Consider the following 26,098-nt stretch of genomic DNA (forward strand, 5'->3'; position numbering starts at 1 on the left):
ATGGAGAAAGAGATAACAATTTACGATATAGCGAAACAGAGTGGCGTTTCACCGACTACTGTCAGTAGAGCACTCAACAATCATCCTGCGGTAAAAGAGAAAACCAAGAAAAAGATTTTTCAAGCAGCCTCAGATCTCGGCTACCAATCCAATGTATTTGCTGCCAATCTTCGAAGTAAAAAAACAAATAATATTGGTGTAATAGTCCCCAGCCTAAACAGCAGCTTTCAAGCCTCAGTACTTGCTGGTATGGAAAAAATTGCAAATGATGCTGGTTACAACCTAATTATTACACAATCTTTAGAATCGAGTGAGAAAGAAATAGCTAACACGCTCTCCATGTTTAAAAGTAGGGTGGACGGCTTGATCGTATCCCTTGTTAGTGAAGCTCATCAGCTTGAACACTTCGAACCCTTTCATAAAAGAGGAATTCCGGTTTTATTCTATGACAGAGTTGCTAATAGTAAGGATAGTGTTGGTGTTACCATAGATAACATTCAAGCGGCACAAATCGCTACTAACCATCTCATAGAGCAAGGTTGTAAAAAAATAGTTCATGTTTTGGGAAGCACTAAAATCAGTGTTTATGCAGAGCGTCTGAAAGGCTTTAAGTACGCATTGGTAGACAAAGGGTTAACTATTCAGGAAGATCAAGTGATTGTATTAAATGAAATTAATGAACATGCAGCAGAGTATGTCATAGATCTGCTACTTAAGATGAGTCCATTACCAGACGGTCTTTTTGTATCAAATGATGCCTGCGCTGCAAGTTGTATGAATCAACTCATCCAAAAAGGATTTAAGGTACCAGAAGATATCGCCATCGTTGGTTTCAATAATGAGGTCATCTCAAGACTCGTTCATCCTAAGATTACTACAATCAATTATCCAGGCTATGAAATGGGGGAAGTTGCCATGAAAAACCTCATCAACCACTTAGATGAACCTGAAACTACACTTCTCCAAAAAACCAATAAAATCACACTTAGATCCGATTTAATCATAAGAGAATCCTCCCTTAGATTGAAATAACCTCACTTCCGTTTAAGCTTCAGAAAAAGAACGGAACAAAAAATATGCAAACGAAATAATTTTTTTAATTATGCAACCGATTTCATAAATATTTTTTAACTTCGAGGATCTTAAAGATAATTTGCTCCTTAAATAAAATAAAAACCTCCTTAATATTCATATAACTCTATTTTACAATAGATAATATTCCAAATATTTATGTTATCGATTTCAAATTTTCACACTTATTCATTTCTATTAAATCCTGAGATTAACATCAAACCCTCTAACCCTATGAGATTTCCGATCACTCTTTTTTTTATCTTATTCATGAGCCTTCAAGGGTTTTCGAATGACGGATATAAACTTTGGTTGCAGTATTTCCCCATACAAGAACCTGAAGCATGGCAAATTTCCGCACTTTCAAATTATGAGGTTATAGGCAGTTCGGCTACTATATCTATTCTAAAAAAAGAACTTGAAACTGCATCAATTGGCATGATTCAATCGCTTAATCCAAAAAAAAGCACGGATCATTCGTTATTAATAAGTAAAATTGAAGATCTAGGGATCCCTAACCTTCCAAATGAAAAGATTGATCAATTAACAGCCGATGGTTTCGGGATTTTTATCTATAGCAGCAATCAGCTGATTGTCACTTCAAAGACTGATATTGGCCTGCTATATGGAACATTTAGATTACTCCAATATATTCAGACAGGTACAAGTATTCCCGCAATGGGAATATTTGAGTCTCCAAAAGTTCAATATAGAGTATTGAATCATTGGGACAACTTGGACAGAACAGTCGAACGCGGGTATGCAGGTTTCTCTATTTGGAATTGGCATCGCCTTCCAAGACACATTGATCAACAATATCACGATTATGCTCGTGCAAATGCTTCCATAGGCATCAATGGCACAGTACTTACCAATGTAAATGCAAATGCATTAATTCTCACCCCTGAATATTTAGAAAAGGTCCAAGCACTTGCGGATGTTTTTAGACCATATGGAATCAAAGTGTATGTAACAGCCCGTTTTTCGGCTCCTATGGAGATTGGAAATCTGTCTACAGCTGATCCATTGGACCCCGATGTTCGACAGTGGTGGAAGAGCAAGGCAGATGAGATCTATAAGTATATCCCAGATTTTGGAGGCTTTGTTGTAAAAGCAGATTCCGAAGGGCAACCGGGGCCACACAATTACCAACGCACGCAGGCAGATGGAGCAAACATGCTAGCAGAAGCCTTGCAAGAGCATCATGGCATAGTGATGTGGAGAGCCTTTGTCTATAATGAACACACACCTGACGACCGACACAAACAAGCCTATAATGAATTTAAGCCCTTAGATGGGAAGTTTTTAGATAATGTTATTGTTCAGGTAAAAAATGGAGCCATAGATTTTCAACCGAGGGAACCATTCCATCCTTTATTTGGTGCAATGCCAAATACCCCTTTGATGATGGAATTTCAAATCACCCAAGAATATTTAGGGCATGATACGCATTTAGCATTTCTAGCCCCTCTTTTTGAAGAAGTTTTAAATGAAGACACCTACGCTAAGGGAAAAGGCAGCCCGGTAGCAAAGGTGATTGATGGTAGTCTACATGGATATCAATTGACAGGGATGGCAGGAGTGGCCAATATTGGTACGGATCGTAATTGGACAGGACATCACTTTCATCAAGCAAACTGGTTTGCCTTTGGTAGGCTAGCTTGGAACCCCTACGAAAACGCTCAGACTATTGCAGCAGATTGGTTACGCCTTACCTTCACGACTAACCCCACTTTTGTAACTACCATGCAAGAAATAATGCTCAATAGTCGCGAAATGGTTGTCAATTACATGACTCCGCTCGGATTGCATCACATCATGGCAGCAAGTCATCATTACGGGCCTGGCCCGTGGGTGTCCGGTGGTCGAAGGGCAGATTGGACCGCAACCTATTATCATCAAGCCAATGAAAAAAGTATTGGTTTTGACAGAACAACTAAAGGAAGTGACGCCTTAAGCCAATATGCTTCCGAAATCCAACAGCAATGGGGCAATCTTGAAACTGTCCCTGAGAAGTACCTTTTGTGGTTTCATCAAGTTGACTGGAATCAATCACTTTCTGACGGAGATAATCTTTGGAATAATCTAGCTCGACAGTATCAAAAGGGAGTGGAGGAAGCCAGAAGAAATAGGGATACCTGGGAGCAAATGGCACCCTACATTGATTCCGAACGCTTTCAACATATCCACTCATTCCTAAAAATTCAAGCAGAAGAAGCTCAATGGTGGAAAGATGCCTGTTTGCTTTATTTTGGTCAATTTTCCAAAATGCCCTTACCATCAGGAGTAGAACCACCTGCTCACGACTTAGCATATTACATGAATTACAAGCCGCAGCACGTACCTGGAATTTAAACTATCAATGGGTAAAATTATGAAGGAAGTTCATCAGAAAATAGCAATAGTTACTGGGGGAGCGTCAGGTTTGGGGCTTGCAACTACTCGAAAATTTGTAGAAGCTGGCATCAAGACTATCATCATTGGAAGAGATTCCGATAAACTACTCAAAGCAAAAGAAGAATTTGGAAATCAAGTCCATTGTATTGGCTTTGATTTAGGCGAGCTTTCGGGGATCCCTCCATTGGTTGATACCATCTATCGTCAATTTGGAAGAATAGACATCCTTGTGAATAACGCTGGGATTAATCAAAAAAAAGATTTGTTCGAAGTAACTGACGAGGAATTTATACAAGTCATCCATACCAACCTATGTTCTGTCTTTAGTCTTACCAGAGAAGTCGCCAAAATCATGAAAGCTCAAGCTTGGGGTGGAAACATAATAATGGTTTCTTCCATGGCTGCCAAATACGGGATCCCAAAAGTAATCGCTTACACAGCTGCAAAATCAGCCATTGAGGGCATAACCAAAGCCATGGCTGTAGAATTATCTCCCTTAGGAATTCGTGTCAATTGCGTAGCTCCAGGCTTTATCCGGACAGATATGTCTGCCGCAGCATTGAACAATGATCCCGAAAGAAAGCAAAAAGTCCTCGGAAGAACACCTATGGGAAAACTGGGAGATCCTTGCGATGTGGCTGAGGCCATCTACTACTTTACAAGCGATGGAGCAAAATACATCACAGGTACTTCCCTAGCCATCGATGGAGGCAACTCAATCGGATTTTAACTATCATCCTCAAACCTATTTAGCTATGAAAACCAAGGAACCTACATATAAAAAAAATCTCCGATTGTTTGCCTCAACACTGCTTCTTTTATTATACGCAAATGTTGTCAATGGACAAACCTTGAAAGACCATTTTCAAGGAGTATTTGATATTGGAGTAGCCTTGGGTTATAGGGATTTTAACGGTCAAGAAAGTCGGGCCGAGCAACTTATTGGCAAACATTTTAATAGTATTACACCCGAAAATATTATGAAATGGGGCCCTATTCATCCAAATTTAAATCAATACAACTTCCAGGGGATGGATCAATTGGTAGCACTGGCTGAACGTGTCAACGCGTCAGTCATTGGGCATACTTTGGTATGGCATAATCAAACACCCCATTGGGTTTACCATGATGAAAGAGGAAATCTCTTACCCAAAGAAGGCTTGCTACAGAGAATGGACGCCCACATCGAAACTGTCATGGGACGATATAAAGGAAGAATCAAAGGATATGACGTAGTGAATGAAGCCATATTAGACGATGGTACATACAGAGAATCTAACTGGTATCAGATTGCAGGAAAAGATTTCATCAAACAGGCCTTTGTTAAGGCTTCTGAAGTCGATCCTGATGCTGAATTGTACTACAATGATTACAATATGTGGAAAGCTCCCAAAAGGGAAACTGCCATAGCATTGGCATTGGAATTAAGAGAAGCGGGAATCAAGATTGATGGAATTGGAATGCAAGGCCATTATGGACTTGAATCTCCAAGCTTGGATACTATTGAAGCATCCATTACTCGAATAGCCGAAGCAGGTTTTAAAGTGATGATCACTGAGCTTGATATTGATGTCTTGCCTAATCCTGTTAACAGATTTGGTGCAGATATCGATGCAACATTTCCAGCCGATGAATCATACAATATCTATAAAGATGGTTTACCAGACGAGATCAAACAAAAACTAGCAGATCGCTACCAGTCCTTATTCGAATTATTCACCAAACATCAGGATAAAATAGATAGAGTTACCTTTTGGGGACTGCACGATGGTTCGAGTTGGTTGAATAATTGGCCAATGCCCGGAAGAACTGCCTACCCTTTAATCATTGATAGGCATTTTAGAGAAAAAGCTGAGATCATCGAATCACTGATGACCATTCAAGTTGAAACCAACAATTCCTCTATCGCAAAGTAATTACACCAAATTTACTATTAATGAAACCGATTTCATTGATTATCTACAGTTTTTATCTAAATTGTATTCCATATTTTCACAACATAATTACTCATTACACCCAACGTAAGTAAAATCAAGTGAGCTTCCAAAAAATATCCATATACATCCTTCTACCTTTTTGGATACTTTTTCCAGCTGAAAAGATGTATGCACAGGAGCAGCAACTACCAACCATTATTCAAATTGAGGATGGCCTATCTCAAATAAAAATCAACACCATGATGGATTTTTTATTGGACACGGCAGCCATACTGAGCATAGAAGACATCCAAAAGCCTGAAAATCAGCAACGATTCCAAAAGGTTACCGATAGTCACATCCTTTACGATTATTACGATTCATATATTTGGATAAAGCTAACTGTACAAAACAAGCAACAATCCTTTGACAAATCTTGGTACTTCGAATCTTGGGGTTTTGATATTAAAAACATCAGCTTTTATTTTCCTAACCCAGATGGAAGCTTCGAAATATATGAAGCAGGCTTTGAACTTCCTTTTCGAGATAGAAGCATTCAGCATAAAAATTTCAACTACTTTCTTGATTTACGCCCTGGTGAGCAAAAAACATTTTACTTGAGGGTACAACGGACCTATAACCTAGAGTTTAGCTTTCACCTACGGACAAATGATAGATTCCTCAGCCATTCCTTAAATGAATACTTTCTTTTGGGTATCTACTACGGAGTGCTGATTTTGATTCTGATTTTCAATCTTTACCTATTTTTCAAACTTAAAGATTTACTATACCTCTATTTCCCAGGCTTGATCTTATCGTATATTTGGTTTTCACTGGGCAGAGACGGACTCGGCTTCCAATACTTCTGGCCAAATGCACCTTGGCTCAATCAATTCAATAATCAATACGTTATAGAATTTTTCATCATCGTTGCTACCCTTTTGTTTTCCAATAGATTTGTCCAAAAATATACTAAAAGTGATCGGGTAGTGAAATTCACCAATGGTGCCATCCTTTTAAAACTGGTATTTTTTGTTAACCAACTTTTCTTTTTTGAGCTTCATTATACAAGTTACCTAGTCATTACAATTTTAATTTTATTGATCCCCTTCATCTTCGGATTACGTGAATTATTAAAGGAAGAAATCCATTCTTGGTCTTATATATTTGCTTACGCCTGCTTATTTCTCATAATCACTTATACCTACTCAAGAAGCATTGAATTGTTTGATAATCCTGTACTGAATTGGTACTTGGTTTATCCAGTCATTTTTATCGAAATGATTTTATTTTCATTTTCTATTTTTAACCAAATCAAATTTTTACAGTCAGAGTTTGTTCGTGCCAATACAGAAAAAACATTGGTTTTAGAGAAAAATAACCAATTGACCTTGGAGCTTAATAGCAAGCTTAAAGAAAAGGTCAAGGCACGGACAGAGAAAATTGAACGCATGGCCGCCGATCTAGCTCAGAAAAACGATGAATTGGTTGCAACCAATCAGAAACTCGAGGAGCTGAACAAAAAAGTCACAGAGATGAACATGCTCTTGCAGGAAAACAATGAGGAGTTAAAATCGTCTGTGGAGGAAACCACTAAAAGTCTTGCATTGATGAAAGGTCTTGGCTTTGAAGAATTTAAAAAGGTATTTCCAGACAAAGACACTTGCCTTCAATTTTTAGCAGAGTTGAAGTGGAAAAACGGATTCCATTGCAAAAAATGTGAATACAACAAATTTCAGGAAACAAGCAATTTCAGTAAGCGTTGCAAAAACTGTAATTACTTAGAGTCTCCAACAGTAGACACCTTATTTCACAAACTCAAGTTTCCTATCGAAAAGGCCTTTTACATCCTATATCTTTCCAATAGAAAGGATGTGGACTTGACTTTAAATGAGCTGTCGGAAATCCTAGAGCTCCGACGTGAAACCTGTTGGGCATTCAAAAACAAGATCGCTCAAGCCATGGAAAAAATCGACCACAATAAAGACTTGAGTGGCTGGGAGTCGCTGGCGCTGGTGCATTTGGAGTGAGGAGGAAGTGAGTTTAGATTTTAGCTTTTTAATCTAAATCTTTGAAAACCCATTCCAAATCTAATTCGAAGCCTTTGATGACAGAAGAAGGAACTATATGCCCCATAGTATAAAGCTTTGACGGGACGTAGTTTCCCTCGGATAATGTGTAAATAAACAGGGTTTTTTCTGATGGATGGATAATCCAATACTCTTGAACACCAGTTTCTTGGTAGACTTCATATTTGTGAATCAGTTCTTTTTGGTTGTTACTTGGAGAAAGTATTTCAACAATTAAATCAGGAGCGCCAAGGCACCCCATCTCATCTAACTTATCCAAATCGCACACTACACAAATATCAGGCTGTACCACAGTAAAAATATCTTCATTCTTTTTGGATTTGACGGGAAGCCTCACATCGAATGGAGCTATAAACACTTTACAATTTTTATCCTCAAAAAATTCAGCAAACGTTCTAGCAACTTTTAAACTAACCTCTTGATGAAGCCTTCGTGGTGTAGCAGCCTGCCTAAAGACTTTCCCTTTAATCAGCTCCACCATTTCATCCAACTCCCATGTCAGATAGTCTGCATAGCTGAACCTACCATAGGTAGCCTCTGGCTCATTCAAGAAGTTTTTTTTATCCTTGGTCTCCATAGAGCTAATTTACGAAATATTCCCAATCACTCAATCAACCTATTATTTAAACACTAATTGTGCAAAGAAATACAACTCATTTTTCCAATACTTAAAGTCATGGTAGTGATCGGGAAGGATTCGATAGGTATGGGGAATACCTTTTTCTGTTAAAAACTCATGGGCCCCGGTGGTCACATTCATCAAATTATCCTTATCCCCACAACTCAAAAATAAAAGTTTCAAATTGGACTTGGTCACGTAAGGTCTCGGAAGCAAAGCCTCTCCCCTCTTAGTGTTTGGTGCAGGAGAAAATGACCCCACCCAAGCAAAGTGCTCAGGGTTGCCCAATCCAAAGTTCATAGACTGCCCACCTCCCATCGAAAGTCCGGCAACAGCTCTATTTTCCACACCTGGCTTCACTTTATAATTCCTCTCAATAAAAGGAATCAAATTCTTCAACAAATCTTCCTCAAAAGTAGCAAACGCTTTTACTGGTTCTGCCCCGAAAATATCGCCTTCCGCACGATCATTTTTCATGGCGCGACCATTGGGTAGAACAACGATCATAGGCTGTACTTTAGCTTCCGCATATAAATTATCTAGGATTACATCTGGAGTCCCTTGATCCAGCCACTCCCGCTCGTCTCCACCTATCCCATGCAATAAATAAAGTACAGGGTACGCTTGATTTGGATCATAATTAGGAGGTAAGTAGATATTTGCTTTCCTGTCTACTCCTACGGTCTTGGAGGGATACACCAACTCTTTAACTACACCTTTTGGATTACTACTGTTAGATTTATCAAAGCCATCTGGCGCAATCAGCTGATCTGATTGCGCAAAAGCCAAATTTGAAATCGCCAAGCTGAGGATCAAGGCTGTTGTTTTTAGTGCTTCCATGGGTTGTTTGGATTTGTTTATTGTTAATTGTATTAATTTTTGCCACGAAGGCACAAAGACGCAAAGGGATTAATTTTAGGTGTAAGATTTTAGAAGATACCTGCTTATGGCAGGCAAGTTTTAGATTTCCAAACTCTTCATTTCTCATTCCTATAATGCATGCTGACTTTTATTAAAAAGCCATGAAATCCGCTTTTCTTGACGCCTGCCTGGGGTAGATAAGCTTAGCCCTCCTTGCCTTGATCCTTAGTTGTTTTAACCTTATCTTCTAATCAATTTCTGAACTTCAAAGTAAGCAGGCTTCGGCTGCAATTGTTCGTCTAACAAGAAAGGGAAATGCTTTCTTCCTGGAGTATCCAACCAAGAGGCATCATCTCCGATTCCCCAAAAAGTTACTCCCGTGATGATATCACTATAATCCAGCAAAACCTTCATTAACATGGGGTATGCAATCCGCTGTCTCATGTTAAACGCATCTGTATATATCGTAGATCCAGGCTCATCATTTGACAAATACACAGACAAATCCAACTCCGTAATTTGAATTTCTACCCCTAGACTTCTAAACAAATCCAAGGTAGTCCGAAGATCCTGTTCGGAGACACCCACAGTCCAATGTCCCTGTAACCCTACTCCATCGATGGGGATATTATTATCTTTTAATCTCTTCACCAGATCAAAGATTTTATTTCGCTTCCAACTAAAAATGGAATTATAATCGTTGTAAAATAGCTTAGCATCTGGATCAGCTCTTCTCGCGTACACAAAAGCTGAATCTATGTAAGCCGGTCCCATGATTTTATACCAAGGAGAGTCTTCTCGATAGATAATCTGACCATTAGGATCCCAGTCAAACATCGCCTCATTCACGACATCCCATGCATATACATCCCCTTTGTATCGAGATACGACAGCAGTGATATGTTCTTCTAACTGCTTCATTGCAACTTCTGGAGTGTGCAAATCTCCATTTTCATCATAAAAAAACCAATCAGGCGTCTGCGAATGCCAAGTCAAGGTGTGGCCTCGCACCATCATATTATTCTCCTTAGCAAACTGAACAATTCTATCCGCATTGGTCCAAGTATAGGTTCCTTTGACTCGTTGCAAGGCATCCGGCTTCATTACATTTTCAGCAACTAAACTATTAAAGTGCTCAATCAAGGCTCGCCCATGTGGTGTGCGAGAGTCCATATGATTGGGGGTAACGGCCGCTCCAATCGGGAAATGATCCTTAAACAGTTCTTTTAATGGAATGTATTCTCCCTCACCTAAGCCATCTTGAAGAGGAGTTGGCTCTTCTGTAGGAGTACATCCAAACACTGACAATACCCCGATTGCCAGTGCTAAAAGTGATACATGGTAATTTTTCATGTTGTGGTTAAAATTTAAATGGCACTTTTTTTAATTTTTGAAATTTAACACCTTAGTCGTTTTTGACTTTTACTTGGTAAATCTCCAATAATCGAAATTCAGGATATTACTCGGTGCTTTGCCTTTGAATACAAAATACAAATCATGTACTCCACTCATATTTGCAACATCCCCACTCACGATCGTCCATCGATCGTCCCCTCCAGTCAATGGGACAGACACCTCTGCTACCAATTGACCATCTTTACTTCCTACTCTAACTTCCATCCGTACGCCACCATTATGTGTCGTTCCTACCCTCGCATAAAACTTGCTAGGTCCTTGATCACGAAAATCAACACCTACTACTTTAATGTAAGATTTATTTGTAGTTGCTATCACAAAATTCCCGACCACAGCATTACTTTTGGCTTTGACACCCTCTGACCAAGCAATTGTCTCAGCTTCATTTTTCATATAAGGATTGATTGAACCAAGACTCTTGGTAATACCGGCTGTCATTTTCATGGGCTTAATAGTTCCGTCAGTATTAAACTCTACTTCTTCCACTGCCACGGACCGGGTAAAGCCACCACCACCAGGCAATGCGCCATTGTGATAAAACAAATAGGTCTTTCCTTTGAAATCTATGATCCCAGGATGATTGGTAAAGCTTCTGCCCTCAGCAGGCATCAATACTCCCCGATAAGTCCAAGGACCTAAAGGACTAGGGCCAGTTGAGTAGCCAATATGTTCTGGAAGCTCCCCACCAGCAAACAGCAGGTAATACAAATCGTGTCTTTTGTACATCCAAGGACCTTCTTCATAGGTAGTTGGCCTTTGGGAGTCTTCTGCCTTCCTTTTCCCGAAAGCCTCAATCGTATTGGGAAATTGTCCGATTTCTCCATCAATAGAGATCATATCCTCGTTTAGCTTCGCATAGTGGCAAACCGGATTACCCCAATAAATATATGCCTGCCCATCATGATCAATAAATACCGCAGGATCAATATCCGCACTGCTATTACTGATCAATGGCTTACCTATCGGATCAATAAAGGGCCCATAAGGACTATCCGATACCGCTACACCAATCCCATTCCTATTATTCAAATCTGTAACAGGCACATACAAGTAAAACTTCCCATTTCTCTCGATAGCATGCGGAGCCCAAGCATTGATTTTTCCCCACTCAAAGTCCTTATATGAGAGTACCGAACCATGGTCCGTCCAATTAACCATGTCCTCGGTTGTGTAAAGTTTCCAATCATTCATGGTAAACCAGGTAGACTCTGGCTCATCATGGGAAGTGTATAGATACACCTTATTATTATACACCAATGGGGCCGGATCTGCAGTATAAGATGTCTGGATAATGGGATTTTGTGCCCAAACACTACTACTCAGCAAAAAGCTATAAATCAAAGCCGTGATATATTTTCTAACCCTTTTCATTTACTTATCATTTTTGGTTGGTCAAAACAAAGCCTCCATTCGATTGAATAGTGACTGTAAATTCTCCATTTTTCCCAATCTCTACTGTCTGCAAGGTTGGATGCTTGGCTTTATCATCGTTGTAAAGGAGAACTTTTTTCCCCTGAATCATCGGCAGCTGTAACTTCACTGTTTGAGGTGTTTTCTCCGCATTGACCCCAGCAATGTACCAGTGCTCTCCCAATCGTCTAGCTATCACACTAAATTTACCTGGGTATCCTGCTATGTATCGGGTTTCATCCCAAGTAGTAGGCAGCTTTTTCAAAAAGTCCAACACAAATGGTTCCACATCCTCCAAATTATTAGGGGTCAAACCAAACATTTGAACAGGGTTTTGAAAGAGCACTCCTGTTGCTAACTGGAAAATATCGGTCGTTAAGCGCTCTTGTCCTCGACGGTTACCTTTGTTGAGAAACTTATTGAGCAACACTCCACCGTACTCCATACTAGCGACGGAATTTCGAATAAATGGATGAAGCGTGGCATAAAACGCCTCTTTCTCCCGAGTATCTTGAACAAAAATCAACATTTCGGAAGCTATGACTGCTTCGCTCCCAACAAAGTTCGGGTACATGCGCTCCCAACCTCTTGGCAATGTCGCACCGTGGAAAATAATCATCAATTCATGCTCATTTGCTTCTACTAAGATGTCTTCATACAAGCGCATGGTTTCTTGCTTATCTCCTCCAAAAAAGTCTACTTTCAATCCTTTCACACCTGCTTCTTTTAGCCATTTCATCTCATTTTTTCTGGCGAATGAGGTATTCATTTTATGCAGGGGAGTTTGAAAAGCATCATTTACCGTACCATTAGAATTATACCAAAGAAATACATCTACACCTTTACTGTTGGCATAGCGAATCAACTCCTCCATTCGATCATAGCCGATTCTTTCATCCCACCATGCATCTATCAAGATGTATTCAAAACCCATGGCAGCGGCCAAATCAATGTAAGCTACTTGATCTTCGTAGTTCATGCTATTGTCCTGCCATACAATCCAACTCCAAGTACCTTTTCCAAACTTGTAGTTAGTAGATGGCTTATACAAAGGTTCTACCACATCATAAGGAATGGTAGTTTCAACGATTGGTGTCAGAGAATTCCCTAATGTAATTGTTCTCCAAGGTGTATGGCTTGGAAGGCCCAATTGCGCCCCCGAACTACCAAAACCATTATTTTGCTCTAGTTGAGGATAAGCTACTGTATAAACACCTTCCTGAATAGCACTCAAATGTGAAGCCGTAAAGTTGCTGCCTACCCCTGTCTCAGACAAAAGAACCCAGCCATCATTACCGATTTTGAACAAGCTGGGAAAAACATATCCCAAACGGGCATTGGTGTTTGCTATCGGTTCATCAGCTACATATCCACTTTCGTAGCTTGGAGCAGTTCGTGCAAACCCTGTCATTGGGCGCATCATGTTGGACAAAAATGCTGTGGTAGCTGATGGAAACTTATATCCAGTAAGTTCTCTTTCCACTACTATCCCCTTGGTTTCTCCCCACATGGGTAGCTCATATCGAAAGGCTATATCATTGTCACTCACTTGAAAATGAACCGAAATCTCTTGATCAGCACTGTTTTTTACAGTGTATGTTAGGATATTTGCGTGATACTGAATAAAGGATTGCTTGATTCTATCTTGAGTATAAGATTTCTTTTCTTCACCAGTTAAGGATTTAACAAATGACAATTCTTGGGTAAACGACCCTGCATTTGTTTCCAGTCCCAAAGGAGATTTTTCCAACATGGACTTCTGTTCATAGGTTACTGAATAGAATAACTTACCCCCTTCAAGAAAAATAGAAACACCTACTTGACCATTGGGACTTTCCATCTTGGCATTTTCTTGCGCATAGGAAAGATATGGTCCAAGGAAATACAGTAACACTAGAAAGGCTCCTAGTTGCCTATTGATCCCCAGTGAAATTGTCCTAAAAACCCTATTTACAAAAAGACTATTGAACTGCATGGACTCCCTCCTTTGTCTGTATGACTTTTTGAATAGTTCCATCCTCGTTATAGTACATGTAGTCAATACAAATTGACCTTCTATAACTTCCCCCGGTAGGTAATGCCCCATTATGGTAAAAGAAATAATCCTTACCCTTGTAGGAAATCACTCCAGGATGAACTGTAAAGCTATTCGGTACGCTTTCCATGATCATTCCCTTATGTTCCCAAGGCCCTTCTGGACTTGAGGAAATCGCATAATCTATTTGTTCTGCTTTATCTCCTTTGCTTGCATATAATAAGTAGTACAAATCATTGCGCTTATAAACCCAAGGGCCTTCGATGAAATTTTCAGGATTAAGGATATTGATTGGCCCATCCATTTCAATCATATTATTCTTCAACTTTGCCCATTTAAGACTTCCATTACCCCAATAGATGTAAGCTTGTCCGTCATCATCGATAAATACAGCAGGATCAATATCATCCCAACCATGTTCATTATCCTTGGTCATTTCATTGACCACCAATGCTTTTCCAATGGCATCTACAAATGGACCTGTTGGACTATCCGCTACTGCTACACCAATCGCTGCTCCTCCTTGACTATTTTCGTCTTGTTTGTGAAATGTGGACACATAGAAGTAAAACTTTCCATCTCGCTCAGTACAGTGGGCGGCATAGGCATCTCCGGTAGCCCAAGAAAAGGTTTGGGGTGACACAGGAGCACCCCTATATTCCCAGGTCACCATATCTGTTGATGAAAATACCAACCAATCCTTCATTTCATAATTGGTCGAGGTAACGGATGCTGTATCATGACTGGTGTACAAATACACTACACCATTATATACAATCGGAGCTGGATCGGCTGTAAAAAAGTCCTCGATGATAGGATTCTGCGAAAAGCTTGTATGAAAATATAGACTGAACGCTATTATTAAAATAAATTTGAAGGCTATTTTCATGTGGTTTAGGTTTGAGAGTTGGAGTTAACTTTCCCAAAGTTTAAAACTTTGGGAAAGTTTGAGATTAGCTAATCTTTCATTTTTTGGGTTTAAAGATTAGACAGTTAGAATCTTAGTTAAATTTCACTTGATACCTTTTGACTACTCCCCGATAATCACAAGAAACAACAGCTACCCCATCCTTATCTTTGGCTTGCTCAATTGAAATTTTTACACCTGGATGATCTGATTTCGCGGTTACTTTAGGACTAGTTGCACCTTCTTCAAGACTAGCTTTTACTTCGTAAAGGTCATACCCTACTATACCATTTTCATTCGTAGATCTTACAGGAGTAGTTGGTACTTCTACCGCTTGTCCATTGACAGCTATGCTAATCTGAGGAGAGACAGGTCTATTCAAGTTTTTACCTTTCGCACTGAAACCCAATCCGAGTAATTCAAATAATCCTTCATCAGAACCAGCCTCCGCCACCAAGAAAATAGCATGCTTTTTCTCCAGCTGATCTACATATTGTGCTACATCGATAGTAAACTGAGTTGGCTCTTGGTTGGAGTTGGCTGGCACCTCAATTACACCCATTTTAGTTCCTTTCCAAGTATCATTCGCATAAGGACCATCTAGCCACACATTGACTTTGAATGCTTGATTTGTTTTGGGGGTCAGGAACAGATTGAAAACTGTCTGATTTCCTTCTTTGGTGCCTTCAAATGCTTTGAGACCAAATTTATCTTCGTTTAAGCCACCAAATCCAAAGTATTTGTATCCGATGATGTGTCCGTTTTTCACTGGAGCTATGGACATGTGATTATCCCAAATATCCCATGAATCTTGCTGAATACTGATATCTGACAAGTACGCTGCATAGCCTGCGGAATAATAGCGATAGGGATCCAATCCAAACATATGAAATCCTTCTGAAGTGACTTCTGCTCCTGTGTACGCTCTACCTTCATTATCTTTGGCTGACCACTGTTGATTTGGTGCATAAGGGTCAAAGGCACGGATTCTAGCACCTCCACCTTCTGCTACAGGTGTTTCATCTACTTCTATGGTTATTGGTGCAACTACTGGTTGCCGTGCAAACCCAAAACCTCTTGGTGGCTTATGATAAAAAACATACCATTGTCCATTGATCTCTTCTATACTTCCATGAGTATTATGTCCTCCATTCGTTAGGATAATACCTGACCCATCTTCATTTAAAACAGGGCCTCTCGAGTCGACCAATACTCCTCCACTTTTCCATGGCCCAAGTGGAGAGTCCCCAACTGCATAGCGTAGGGTAGAATTTGTGCTACTTACACCATATTCCGGACCAGAGTACCCACTGAAAACAGTGATGTATTTGTTCCCTACTTTTCTGATGGAAGAAGCTTCAAAGAAATTGAATGAACCCAAATCTTCTCCATCATAAATTGCTGGATAAGCAGTTCCCTCGGGGTCCCTCAATGCTCCGTATCTACTACTCGCTGGTAAAAAATAAGAAATCACCTCTGTACCAGGCCTTAAGGAATACATCGTGTTTTGGTCCAACTCAGCTGCCAAAGAACGTTGAAAACCCCAAAACCCATAGGCTCTGAATCCAATTTCATAATCCGGATCATTCGGATCCGTGATATAATCGATATAAACAGCTGGATCGAATCCTAAAATACTACCGGGGACAGTATTGCGACCATCTTCAGTCATGTTGATCGGTGTAAATGGTCCATCAGGTCTAGAGCCTTTGGCGACCATTGCCTCTCTTCCTGGGCCTCTGCTGTGCGGGTATAAGTAATATTCTTTGGCACCATCTTTTCTCCTGACTTCTACCAAATCTGGTGCATACATCACATCCCACTGACCATCGATTTCGTAGGTGAAAATCGCTCCTTCATCTCTCCATTGGGTCAAATCTTCTACAGGTGCTGACCACATCCGGATGTCCGGTCCACAATAACTATCAAATCTTACATCATGAGAACCGATGATATAAGCACGGTATTTTCCTGGATTATCCGGATCTTCAAATACACGTGGTTCTCCATCAGGCACATGTTCCCAAAGAGGCAAGTACGGGTTACCTGGTATTGAATGAACATATTTCCCATCTTGGATAAGACTTGTTTGGGCTTCTTCTTGGCTGCATGATACTAAAGCAGATATCATGACCATTCCAAATGCTAATTTTATTACGCTTTTTCCAATGGAGAAAAGTGATAACTTTTTCATAGAATAGATTTATTCGTGAGATTTGTAATTTCTATTTTGCTTATTTTCTAGAGTTTCGTGTGTTTCAATTCGATGACTTGGCAGCTAGAAAGCTATTGACATCTAACCAATGGATAAATGCATCAAACCAGCGATTGCTTGTTCTGTTGGGATTTCCTAACCCAAAACCATGACCACCATTTTGATAGAGGTGAAATTCAACCGGCACACCTGCTTTATACCATGAATCGATGATTCCAAACTGACCACGGAAGAGAAAATCGTCGGTTGCAATCACATTAAACATTGGGGGTGCATTGTTTGGTACCTCTACAGGGCCCATACCACCGTATATCGGGCCAATAAAGGCAAGTTTCATAGTTTGCGAATTCAGCGTACAATGCATGGTCAGGCCAGCTCCAGCCGAAAAGCCAATCATACCAATTCTATTCGTGTTTACACCCCACTCTTCGGCTCTCTCCACGATCATCGCGTAGGCAGCCTCAGCGTCCTCTAGTTGGTCAGAAAGATCCCGTTGCACGGGACGAGGTCTTGGTTCTTCGCTTTGAGCAGAACTTGACGCAGCATCAAAGGTTCTATTCATTGAGTCGCTAAAGTCATCTAAAGATTCAGGGGTAGGGTGAAGTCTGTATTTGAGTACAAAAGCAGTTATCCCTTGGTCTGCCAAGGCTTTGGCCACCTCCCAGCCTTCATTATCCATAGAAAGCCATCGAAATCCTCCTCCTGGAGCAACAATCACTGTTGTGCCGTTTGCCTTTCCAGGCTCTGGAAGAAACGGAGTAAGTGTAGCTGCTGTGATATTCCGCGCCATCGGATCGCCCCATTGGCGAAACCAAGTCTCTGAGGCAGGCTGATCCCTGACACCACCTGTATTGAGGGGTATGGCATTGGGTTCCTCAGGGGTTTCAAGTGGGTAAATAGTTCCATCCTGAGCTTTAATAGCCAATGCACAGAAAAGTAGGCACACTACTAGGGAAAACTTAGCTAAATTCTTAAGTGTAATCAACATAACAAGATCATTTTACTGGGTTCAACATGTGCATTAAATCGATTCTAAATGCTATTTCACACTAACATCATTGGCGGAGGTCGCATATAAGCCAATCATATTTCCGGTAAATCCTCCTGCTACATTCGTAGATAAAATATCTCCTGACACTATGCCTCCTAGTGTAGAAAAGTCTGACCCGTTCAATGAATATGCAAATTCAAAATCATCTCCAGTTGCTTTCACTTGCAGGGAAATTGATTTAGATAAGTCTACTTTAACACTTGCCAACACCTGAGACTTCACACTTCTATTTCTTCCCCTTCCTTCTGCCTCTGTTCGCTCTAAAAGCAATACGTGATCATCACCGACTTTTGTCACACCAAATACATAGTGAAAAGTCTCACTTTGTACGCAGGCGATACCTGCTAAATCTTTTTCTGAGTTTGGCTTATAATCCAGCTCAGTTGTAAATAAGAAATTCTTGTGTTGCTGCCTGTAAAAGAGGGTTGAAGTAGGCTTCATTTCTTTCATATTGACTGCAAAAGGCGAGATTTCAGCCCCATTTTTAGACATCTTCAGGAAGTCCTCTCTAGGTCCACGCAATCCAATCCAGCGGAAATCCAACTTGTCTCCATCAAATCTCTCTGTGTAGGTGAAATTCCCATTCGGGAAGAAACCGTCTTGGCCTGTTTTATTTTCAGTCACACCTCCTGGCATTTTTAATTTTGGTTGAATCGGCACCAGTCCATTTTCAAAAACAGGCCATTCGCCAGACCAATCAACTGGAAGAATAAAGGTTTCTCTCCCTGTATTCACACGATTCTTTTCATTTGGTCGAATACCTAAAAACACACCATAATATTTATCATCAGGACCTTGGACCAAGTCAGCATGCCCTGCCCAATCCACTCGATTATTTCTATTTCCAAAATATCGCTGCGTTAAAATAGGATTAGAAGGCGCAGGGGTATATGGCCCCATCGGGTGGTCACTTTTAAAAATTACCTCGCTGTGATTGCCTCCTGTGCCACCTTCTGCACACATCAAATAATAGGCATCATTCTTTTTGTAAATGTGTGGTGCTTCAATCCAAATAGGGTTTTTGGAAGGATCTACTCCCCCATCGACAATAATTTTATCGGTTCCTCCGATCACTTGGTCATTTTCCAAGTCATATTCCCAGATTTTAATTACCCGATGTCCATCGTATCGTTCTTTTCCGGGATCTGGAGCATCATTATGTACGACATAGGCTTTTCCGTTGTCATCAAAAAACATCCCAGGATCGATTCCATCAAACTTCAGTTTAATTGGATCACTCCAGCCCTGAAATGGGTCTTTGGTTTTGACCACAATATTTCCAAAATCTCCAGCAAACTGTGTGGTGATCATGTAAAAAGTATCATTGTAAGGATTATACTTAATGTCCGGTGCAAAAATCCCCAAAGCGATAGGCGCATCAGCTACTTTCAATTGAGATTTGCGATCCAATACATGACCAATCTGTGTCCAATTGACCAAATCTTTGGAATGAAAAATCGGAACTCCTGGAAACATTACAAACGATGATACGACCATAAAATAATCATCTCCTTTGCGCGTAATGGCCGGATCAGGATAGCAACCTTGAAGAATTGGGTTGTAGAACTCATCCGGTGCAAGGGGGTTATCCATGTACACTTGATCTTTCCCCTCATAGGTCGCATACTTGAAAATCGGATTTTTCTGTGCATTTCTTTGAGCGAAACTGTGCCCAAACGAGATCAACATGCACGTAATCAATAACCAACAAATTCGATAATTTTTCATTCAGTTATAGGTTTGATTTAGTATAATTCATTTAATAATTCCAACATTTGTACTCCATAGCGGCTACCTAATTCCCTGTAGCCCGCTGTGGAAAAGTGTAAGCCGTCATCTATAGCCTCACAATCCTTGGATGAAATCACATATGCTTTTGGAATGTACCGTGGTAGGGATTGGATAATCGGATTCATGGATGCACATTTCCCCCCTTGCTCTTCCCCTACCACTTCTCCTGCCAAAAGAGGAACACTATCTAGGGGAAGATTCAAATCCTGCAAAAGTCTATCATAAACTTTTTTCACTTTCATTGGCCACATAGCATCCCCTGTATTGGATTCTCCTTGGTGTAGTAATATACCTTTGATAACTCCTTTTTTCTGCGCCTCTTTGGCCAAAGAAAGTAGCCTATCATAAGGAGAATCATTGTAGTGACTCGCGGTATTTTTTAACCAATCCGGAGAATTCTGCAAATAAGATTCTCGTTCATCCTCATCAAAAAGTTCTATTCGAGTTCCTCCTACAGATACATTGATTACTCCAACTTTAATATGTGAAGGGAGTTTTGCAACGAGTGTTTTTCCAAAATAATCTGCCGGACTTATCCCTGTATTACAGCGGGTAATTGGAGCCGATGCTTGATACCATTTACCTTGAACTCTTTCAAGCTCTGGACAATCAACAGCAGCCATCATTAAAAAACGCTCTGAAGTCTCTTGATCTTTTGGCTCATACGGAGAAAAACCCTCCATATTGGATTGCCCAAATGCTAAAAAAACATAGAAATTAGGATCTATATCATCTTGAACACCTGTTCCTAATTCTGTTGTAAAAACCAGAAAAGAAGGTTTGTTATCTGCAATCAAATAGTATCCTGTTACGGTAACTAAACCGAAAACAAATGCCCAAACCATTAAACTTTTTCCCATAACAATTTACTTCTGTGTTAATTGAATAATTTCACCTGCTTTAGTTGCTATCTCATATTCGTAGATTTTTTTCAATTCCGGTAAGCTGGATTTATTCATATGATCTACAAATGGCTTGATTTCAGGAACTGAATAAAAAGGATTTAATTTCTCTCCTGAGTATGGCTGTAATCCTTTCCCTTTCAATGGATGATAAGACCTGATAATACAAATCCCCCCCAATTTGGATTGGATACGGATAGCTTTTGCTTGAGAGTTCTCCCAATCAATCGCTACTTCAAATCCTCCTCTAGCCCTCAATCCTGACACTTTTCCTTGCTTCCATGCATCAGGTAAAGCAGGTAGAATATGAATAGCCCCATCGTGACTTTGTAAAAGCATTTCAGCAATTCCTGCTGTACATCCAAAATTCCCATCAATCTGGAAGGGTGGATGAGAATCAAATAAGTTAGGATAGGTACCTCCTTTTTGTTTGCCATCAGGAAGGATTGCTGGACTTAATTGATCCTTGAGCAATTTCAATGCATGGTTTCCATCTAAAAATCGAGCCCATAAATTAACTTTCCATCCCATAGACCAGCCTGTAGACACATCTCCTCTCGCTTGAAGAGAGACTTTAGCCGCTTCAAATAATTCTGGGGTTCGATAAGGAGAGATCTGATTGGAAGGATAGAGTCCATACAAGTGAGAAACATGCCTGTGATCATCTTCGGGATTATCCCAATCAAAGAACCACTCTTGAAGCTGCCCCCACTTCCCTATCCTCATTGGAGGAAGGGCTGCCATGCGCTCTTTCATAATTTCAAGCTCTGGATCATTGTCATTGAGGATAGCAGCGGCGGCGATAGTTTTTCGAAATAAATCCAACAAAAGCTGATTATCCATGGTATTCCCCATGGCCACAGCTGCTCTGTGATGCTGATAGGGAACATTTTCAGGGGAAACTGAAGGAGAGACTACCCAATACCCTGTATCGGGATCTTCTATCATAAAGTCAACAAAAAATAAAGCCGCAGACTTCAAGGCTGGATAAACCTGTAATAGGAATGCCTCATTACCAGAAAACTCAAATTTCTCCCAAAGATGTTGAGCCAACCATGCACCTCCTAAAGGCCACATTCCCGCCTCAGCAAAATCAATTGGGCCAGTAACTCTCCATAAATCCGTATTATGGTGGAGCACCCATCCTCTCGCACCATACATATTTTGGGCTGTGGACTGACCTGACTCCGATAACTCCTGCACCATCTGTATGAAAGGCTCATGGAGTTCAGACAAATTGGTGATTTCAGCTGGCCAATAATTCATTTCCGCATTGATATTGACCGTGTATTTACTATCCCAAGCCGGATACAGTTGGTAATTCCATATGCCCTGCAAATTGGCTGGCTGCCCTCCTGGTCTGGATGATGCGATCAACAAATACCTGCCAAACTGAAAATACAATGCTGCCAAATGCGGATCTTCACCAGAAGCAAAGTTCTCGACACGCTTATCTGTGGGAAGATCAGCCGCAGGAGTTACACCTAAATCCAAACTTACCCTGTTATATAAACTTTGGTAATCAGTTATATGGTCTTGAAGAAGGATAGTATATTCCAGCGAAGTCGCCTTGGTTAAAACCTCGTTTACTTTAGATGATGGATCTCCACTGATATCTTGATAATTAATAAAATTAGTCGCAATAGCAATGTAAATCAGCACCTCTTCTGCATCAATCACTTGAATATGATCATCTGCTATATAAAGCTGACCTTTCTTGGGAAGTATGAATTTAGCACGGCCTTCAAAAACCATCTCCCCTTTAATCCCTTCGTGATCAGAGGACTTGCCGGTAAATATTAATCCATCCCCTGTGGTGGTCACCATTGAATTTCCAGGTCTGTCAAAGGAGGCTGTAAAATTTAATGCAGGCAACTCTTCTGACTTTAGTCTATACACCAATACCTGATCAGGAAAAGATGCAAATGCTTCAGATGAAAACTTCACACCAGATTTTTGAAATTCAGATCGGACGATTCCTGTTTCTAAATCCAACTCTCTGTAATATGCTGAGACCTGACTTGTATCCGCATGATTTATTCTAAAATTCCCAATAGTTTGATAGGGCATCCCATGGACTCCACTGAAAAAATTCTCATCCACCAATTGTTGCGCATCCACATATGCTCCCTCAAAAATTAAGTCCTGCACTTCCCTCAAGACACCAAGAGCATTTGGATTATCATTGTCATGCGGCTGTCCTGCATAGAAAGTATTTTCATTCAATTGAATCAATTCGCGCGAAGGGTCTCCAAAAATCATGGCACCCAGACGACCATTTCCAATAGGTAAGGCCTCCACCCATTGATCCGCCGGTTGATCATACCATAGTTTCCAGTCTTGCAAAGCATCTTCCTCTTGGACAGCACATGCCATCAAGCTGAAAATCAGTAGACAAAACCAATAATATGTACGTATTTCAATCCTCATGAATCAATTAGTCCCGATTTAAATTAAAGAAAGGTGACCCAGTCCAACTCTAAGTTTCCACTGCCTTTATAGACAAATACCAAATCATGTAGACCAATTACTTTGGCAGATGTAGACTCTTGTATTTCTACCCAACTACCGCTTGGCTTTACTGGGATTTCTGCTATGAGCTTCCCATTCTCTAAGGCTGACCGAACTTGAAGTGTACCCTCAGCATCAACATTTACTCTTATTTTGACAGCTTCCAATTCCTTTGTTCCGAAATCAACTTTGTTGTAGCGTACCCAAGAGTTATTTTGAGTAAAAACTGACTTCCATCCATCAAAAGGGCCATCCTCATTCAAGAATTCAATCGTGTAACCTTGCGCACTTTTGGAGCTGTACCGATCAGGATGTATCCGACGATTAGCATTTGAAACACCTATTCCCCGGTGAGTTGGTGTTACTTTTTTGATCAATCCATCCACTGTGAAATGAAGACTATCTGCTCGAATGGAGCGGTTTTTATCAAAATCAGGAGAAAAATCATTGTGATGATAAAAGAAATACCACTGACCTTTGAACTGGGCTACTGATTGATGATTGGTCCAGCAACCGGTAGGTGATTCATCCATGATCACACCCTTGTATTCAAATGGACCTAACGGATGATTCGCAGTTGCATATTCAATCCGCTCGGTTTGATTTTCTACTCTAGGATAGGTTAGATAATAAATTCCATTTCTTTCAAATAAGAAGGGCCCTTCCTTCAAACCCTTAGACGGAATGTTTTCAATCACCCGAGGTTCCTCAGCTAATTCCAGCATATTTTCTTTCAGCTTAGCTACAAAAAAATCATGTTGTGACCAATACAGGTACGCTTGCCCATCTTTATCAATAAACACATTAGGATCTATCCCATATACTTGAGGTATTGGATTAGATTCAGGAATGAAGGGACCTCCAGGATTGTCTCCTATGGCCACCCCAATATTGAAGGCTGAACCATTGACAGTTGGATCATTTTGTCTCTCTAAGTGTCCTTTGGCTTTGGAAGGAAAATAAAAGTAGTACTTCCCATTTTTTTCTGCCCCGTCAGGTGCCCACATGCTGTAAGATTCTTGATCTGCCCAAGGGACATTTGATTGATGCAAGGCCATGCCGTGGTCCTCCCAATCAATCAAGTTATCGGAAGAAAACACGTGATAATCTTCCATGCAAAACCAATCCGGTCTTCCTTGCGTGTGGTCACATCGAATATCATGGGAAGCATAAATGTAGATTCTATCCCCAAAAACTTTGGCGCTAGGATCAGCGGAAAACTGATGCCTTACCAAAGGATTTTGAGCAAAAACAACTGTTTGTATAAACAGTAAAGTCCATAAAAACATTGATTTCCTTAAAAGTAAATGTGTATGAATCATCGGTATATCTGGGTTTAATAGGTTATAGGTTATTGGGAAATATTGAAATCACTGAAATCAACTTGCCCACCGGGGTCACTTGTAGCATAATAGAATAGCGCAAAGCGATATCCCATAAAATGCGGGAGGGTATAACTCATCTTTAGTTGAGGTCCAAGTTGTGTCCAGGTTTTACCATCATCTTCACTGTAAAAGAAGCTCGCTAAGTCTTTTCGGTCTTGAAAATCACCATAAGCTTTCAACCTTACACGGTCACTGGTGATTGTTTTCCCCGAATAAATGACAGGCTGTTCATCTTCAATCAATTCCAATTGTAAGACTTTTTGGCCATCTTTTATTTTTATACCAATCCATCCATAATGCTTTTGTAAGAGTCCAAGGCCTGAGACATCCCCTTCTTTCAATTGATCTACGTGTAAGGTTACTTCTGCCGCACTCGTAGGGCCAAAGGTTCGCTGGGTAAGTGAATTTCTGGCTGACAACCATGATTCATCTATTCGATCTGTCTGAAAGGTTATCAGTCCTTGTTCTCTATCGATTGACCAAAGCTTATCCACAGGAGTATGATTCCATTGCCAAACCAATGGCAGATCCGGTTCATTTGCAGCACGTTTGAAATTATCAGATGCAACAATGGAAGGAATATCAGTCTTTTGAGCAGGCAATTGAGCTAATTCCATGGGAACTTGACCATTAACCCCTAGGATAGGCCAATCCTGTTCCCAAGTAACAGGCACCATATACGGTATCCTCCCCACAGCACCAAAATCCCGAAATAAATAGGCATACCAATCACCATCAGGCGTATCTATCAATCCACCTTGGGCAACTCCTTTATCTTCCAAGGCCACTCTCCCCTCATATGGCCCAAATAGATTTTCAGCTTTGTGTATGAGGACTGTTCGCATCCCTCCACGTGGCCAAGCAATATTGAAGAGATAATAGTTTCCATCAATTTTAAAAATTTGAGAACCCTCGGCATGAAGCATGATTTCTTTTTCAATAGGTGCATGCGCTTTGGCTACCAAAACTTGCTCTGTTTCCCCCTTGATTCCAGATAAATCTTCATTCAGCTCGACGATTTTTATCTCACCACCTCCCCAAATCATATAGACCTTATCATCCTCAAAAAATAAGGAATGGTCATGAAGTGATGGACTAAAAGAAGTTGCTTTCCAATTTCCTGATTCTATATCATCCGTGGTGTAGATGTAGGTTTTATTGGTATTTCCAGAAAAAGTACTGACATAGAAAGTACCATTATAATACCGAAGACTACTCGCCCAAGAGCCTTTCCCGTACATGGATTTCCCATTATCCAAAGCCAAGTCATCACCGCAATCTAATACCTCATACGCATAATTGAGTAATTCCCAATTGACCAAATCCATAGATTTCATGATAGGTAATCCAGGACTCATGTGCATGGTTGTACTACTCATATAATAGGCATCCCCAACCCTGATAATTGAAGGATCGGGAACGTCTGCATGAACGATTGGATTTATAGCTCGTTGAGCGAAAGCCTCAAAACCAATAATTATCATAAGAAAAGTGAATAAATAAGAAACCGTACGCATTTCT

General features: G+C 40.4%; 18 protein-coding genes. 5 read left to right on the plus strand and 13 right to left on the minus strand.

The window, feature by feature from the left end; all coding sequences use genetic code 11:
- The 5 genes from IPZ59_RS00005 (at position 1) to IPZ59_RS00025 (ending at position 7,414) form a co-directional block, all read left to right on the plus strand.
- Entirely contained in the window at positions 1–1,032 is a 1,032-nt protein-coding gene (locus IPZ59_RS00005) for a LacI family DNA-binding transcriptional regulator (protein ID WP_236137840.1), read from the plus strand.
- Positions 1,033–1,305: 273 nt separating this feature from the next.
- A complete protein-coding gene (locus IPZ59_RS00010) occupies positions 1,306–3,426 on the plus strand; it encodes an alpha-glucuronidase family glycosyl hydrolase (RefSeq protein WP_236137841.1) in 2,121 nt (706 codons plus the stop codon).
- Between the two features lie 19 nt (positions 3,427–3,445).
- Positions 3,446–4,198, plus strand: a complete 753-nt coding sequence (locus tag IPZ59_RS00015; RefSeq protein ID WP_236137842.1) for an SDR family NAD(P)-dependent oxidoreductase — start codon at positions 3,446–3,448, stop codon at positions 4,196–4,198.
- Positions 4,199–4,223: 25 nt separating this feature from the next.
- Positions 4,224–5,384: an endo-1,4-beta-xylanase gene (locus IPZ59_RS00020; RefSeq protein WP_236137843.1), complete on the plus strand. Its 1,161-nt coding sequence runs from the start codon at positions 4,224–4,226 to the stop codon at positions 5,382–5,384.
- Positions 5,385–5,503: 119 nt separating this feature from the next.
- Complete coding sequence (locus IPZ59_RS00025; protein ID WP_236137844.1) at positions 5,504–7,414, plus strand: 7TM-DISM domain-containing protein; 1,911 nt, start codon at positions 5,504–5,506, stop codon at positions 7,412–7,414.
- 28 nt (positions 7,415–7,442) lie between these two features.
- On the opposite strand, the gene IPZ59_RS00030 is transcribed toward IPZ59_RS00025, so the two are convergent.
- The 13 genes from IPZ59_RS00030 to IPZ59_RS00090 all read right to left on the minus strand — a co-directional run bounded on the left by IPZ59_RS00030 (position 7,443) and on the right by IPZ59_RS00090 (position 26,061).
- A complete protein-coding gene (locus IPZ59_RS00030) occupies positions 7,443–8,051 on the minus strand; it encodes a Uma2 family endonuclease (protein ID WP_236137845.1) in 609 nt (202 codons plus the stop codon).
- A 42-nt stretch (positions 8,052–8,093) separates the two neighbouring features.
- Positions 8,094–8,933 (minus strand): alpha/beta hydrolase, encoded by an 840-nt coding sequence (locus tag IPZ59_RS00035; RefSeq protein WP_236137846.1) that lies wholly within the window; start codon positions 8,931–8,933, stop codon positions 8,094–8,096.
- Between the two features lie 261 nt (positions 8,934–9,194).
- Complete coding sequence (locus IPZ59_RS00040) at positions 9,195–10,307, minus strand: endo-1,4-beta-xylanase (RefSeq protein ID WP_236137847.1); 1,113 nt, start codon at positions 10,305–10,307, stop codon at positions 9,195–9,197.
- Between the two features lie 69 nt (positions 10,308–10,376).
- Positions 10,377–11,741, minus strand: a complete 1,365-nt coding sequence (locus IPZ59_RS00045) for a glycoside hydrolase family 43 protein (RefSeq protein WP_236137848.1) — start codon at positions 11,739–11,741, stop codon at positions 10,377–10,379.
- Positions 11,742–11,748: 7 nt separating this feature from the next.
- Complete coding sequence (locus tag IPZ59_RS00050; RefSeq protein WP_236137849.1) at positions 11,749–13,797, minus strand: glycoside hydrolase family 97 protein; 2,049 nt, start codon at positions 13,795–13,797, stop codon at positions 11,749–11,751.
- A complete protein-coding gene (locus IPZ59_RS00055; RefSeq protein ID WP_236137850.1) occupies positions 13,742–14,704 on the minus strand; it encodes a glycoside hydrolase family 43 protein in 963 nt (320 codons plus the stop codon). Before IPZ59_RS00055 ends, IPZ59_RS00050 begins: the two co-directional genes overlap by 56 nt.
- A 112-nt stretch (positions 14,705–14,816) precedes the next feature.
- Positions 14,817–16,916: a glycoside hydrolase family protein gene (locus tag IPZ59_RS00060; protein ID WP_236137851.1), complete on the minus strand. Its 2,100-nt coding sequence runs from the start codon at positions 16,914–16,916 to the stop codon at positions 14,817–14,819.
- Positions 16,917–16,980: 64 nt separating this feature from the next.
- Entirely contained in the window at positions 16,981–17,925 is a 945-nt protein-coding gene (locus IPZ59_RS00065) for an alpha/beta hydrolase (RefSeq protein ID WP_236137852.1), read from the minus strand.
- Between the two features lie 51 nt (positions 17,926–17,976).
- Positions 17,977–19,716: a glycoside hydrolase family 43 protein gene (locus IPZ59_RS00070; protein ID WP_236137853.1), complete on the minus strand. Its 1,740-nt coding sequence runs from the start codon at positions 19,714–19,716 to the stop codon at positions 17,977–17,979.
- Positions 19,717–19,733: 17 nt separating this feature from the next.
- A complete protein-coding gene (locus IPZ59_RS00075) occupies positions 19,734–20,639 on the minus strand; it encodes a sialate O-acetylesterase (RefSeq protein WP_236137854.1) in 906 nt (301 codons plus the stop codon).
- Between the two features lie 6 nt (positions 20,640–20,645).
- The gene (locus tag IPZ59_RS00080; RefSeq protein WP_236137855.1) at positions 20,646–23,111 is read right to left on the minus strand and encodes a glycoside hydrolase family 95 protein; all 2,466 of its coding nucleotides are present in this window, start codon (positions 23,109–23,111) and stop codon (positions 20,646–20,648) included.
- A 23-nt stretch (positions 23,112–23,134) separates the two neighbouring features.
- Entirely contained in the window at positions 23,135–24,514 is a 1,380-nt protein-coding gene (locus tag IPZ59_RS00085) for a family 43 glycosylhydrolase (protein WP_236137856.1), read from the minus strand.
- Positions 24,515–24,543: 29 nt separating this feature from the next.
- A complete protein-coding gene (locus IPZ59_RS00090; protein ID WP_236137857.1) occupies positions 24,544–26,061 on the minus strand; it encodes a glycoside hydrolase family 43 protein in 1,518 nt (505 codons plus the stop codon).
- Positions 26,062–26,098: the final 37 nt, after the last annotated feature.

Source organism: Mongoliitalea daihaiensis, assembly GCF_021596945.1.
Lineage (GTDB): Bacteria > Bacteroidota > Bacteroidia > Cytophagales > Cyclobacteriaceae > Mongoliitalea > Mongoliitalea daihaiensis.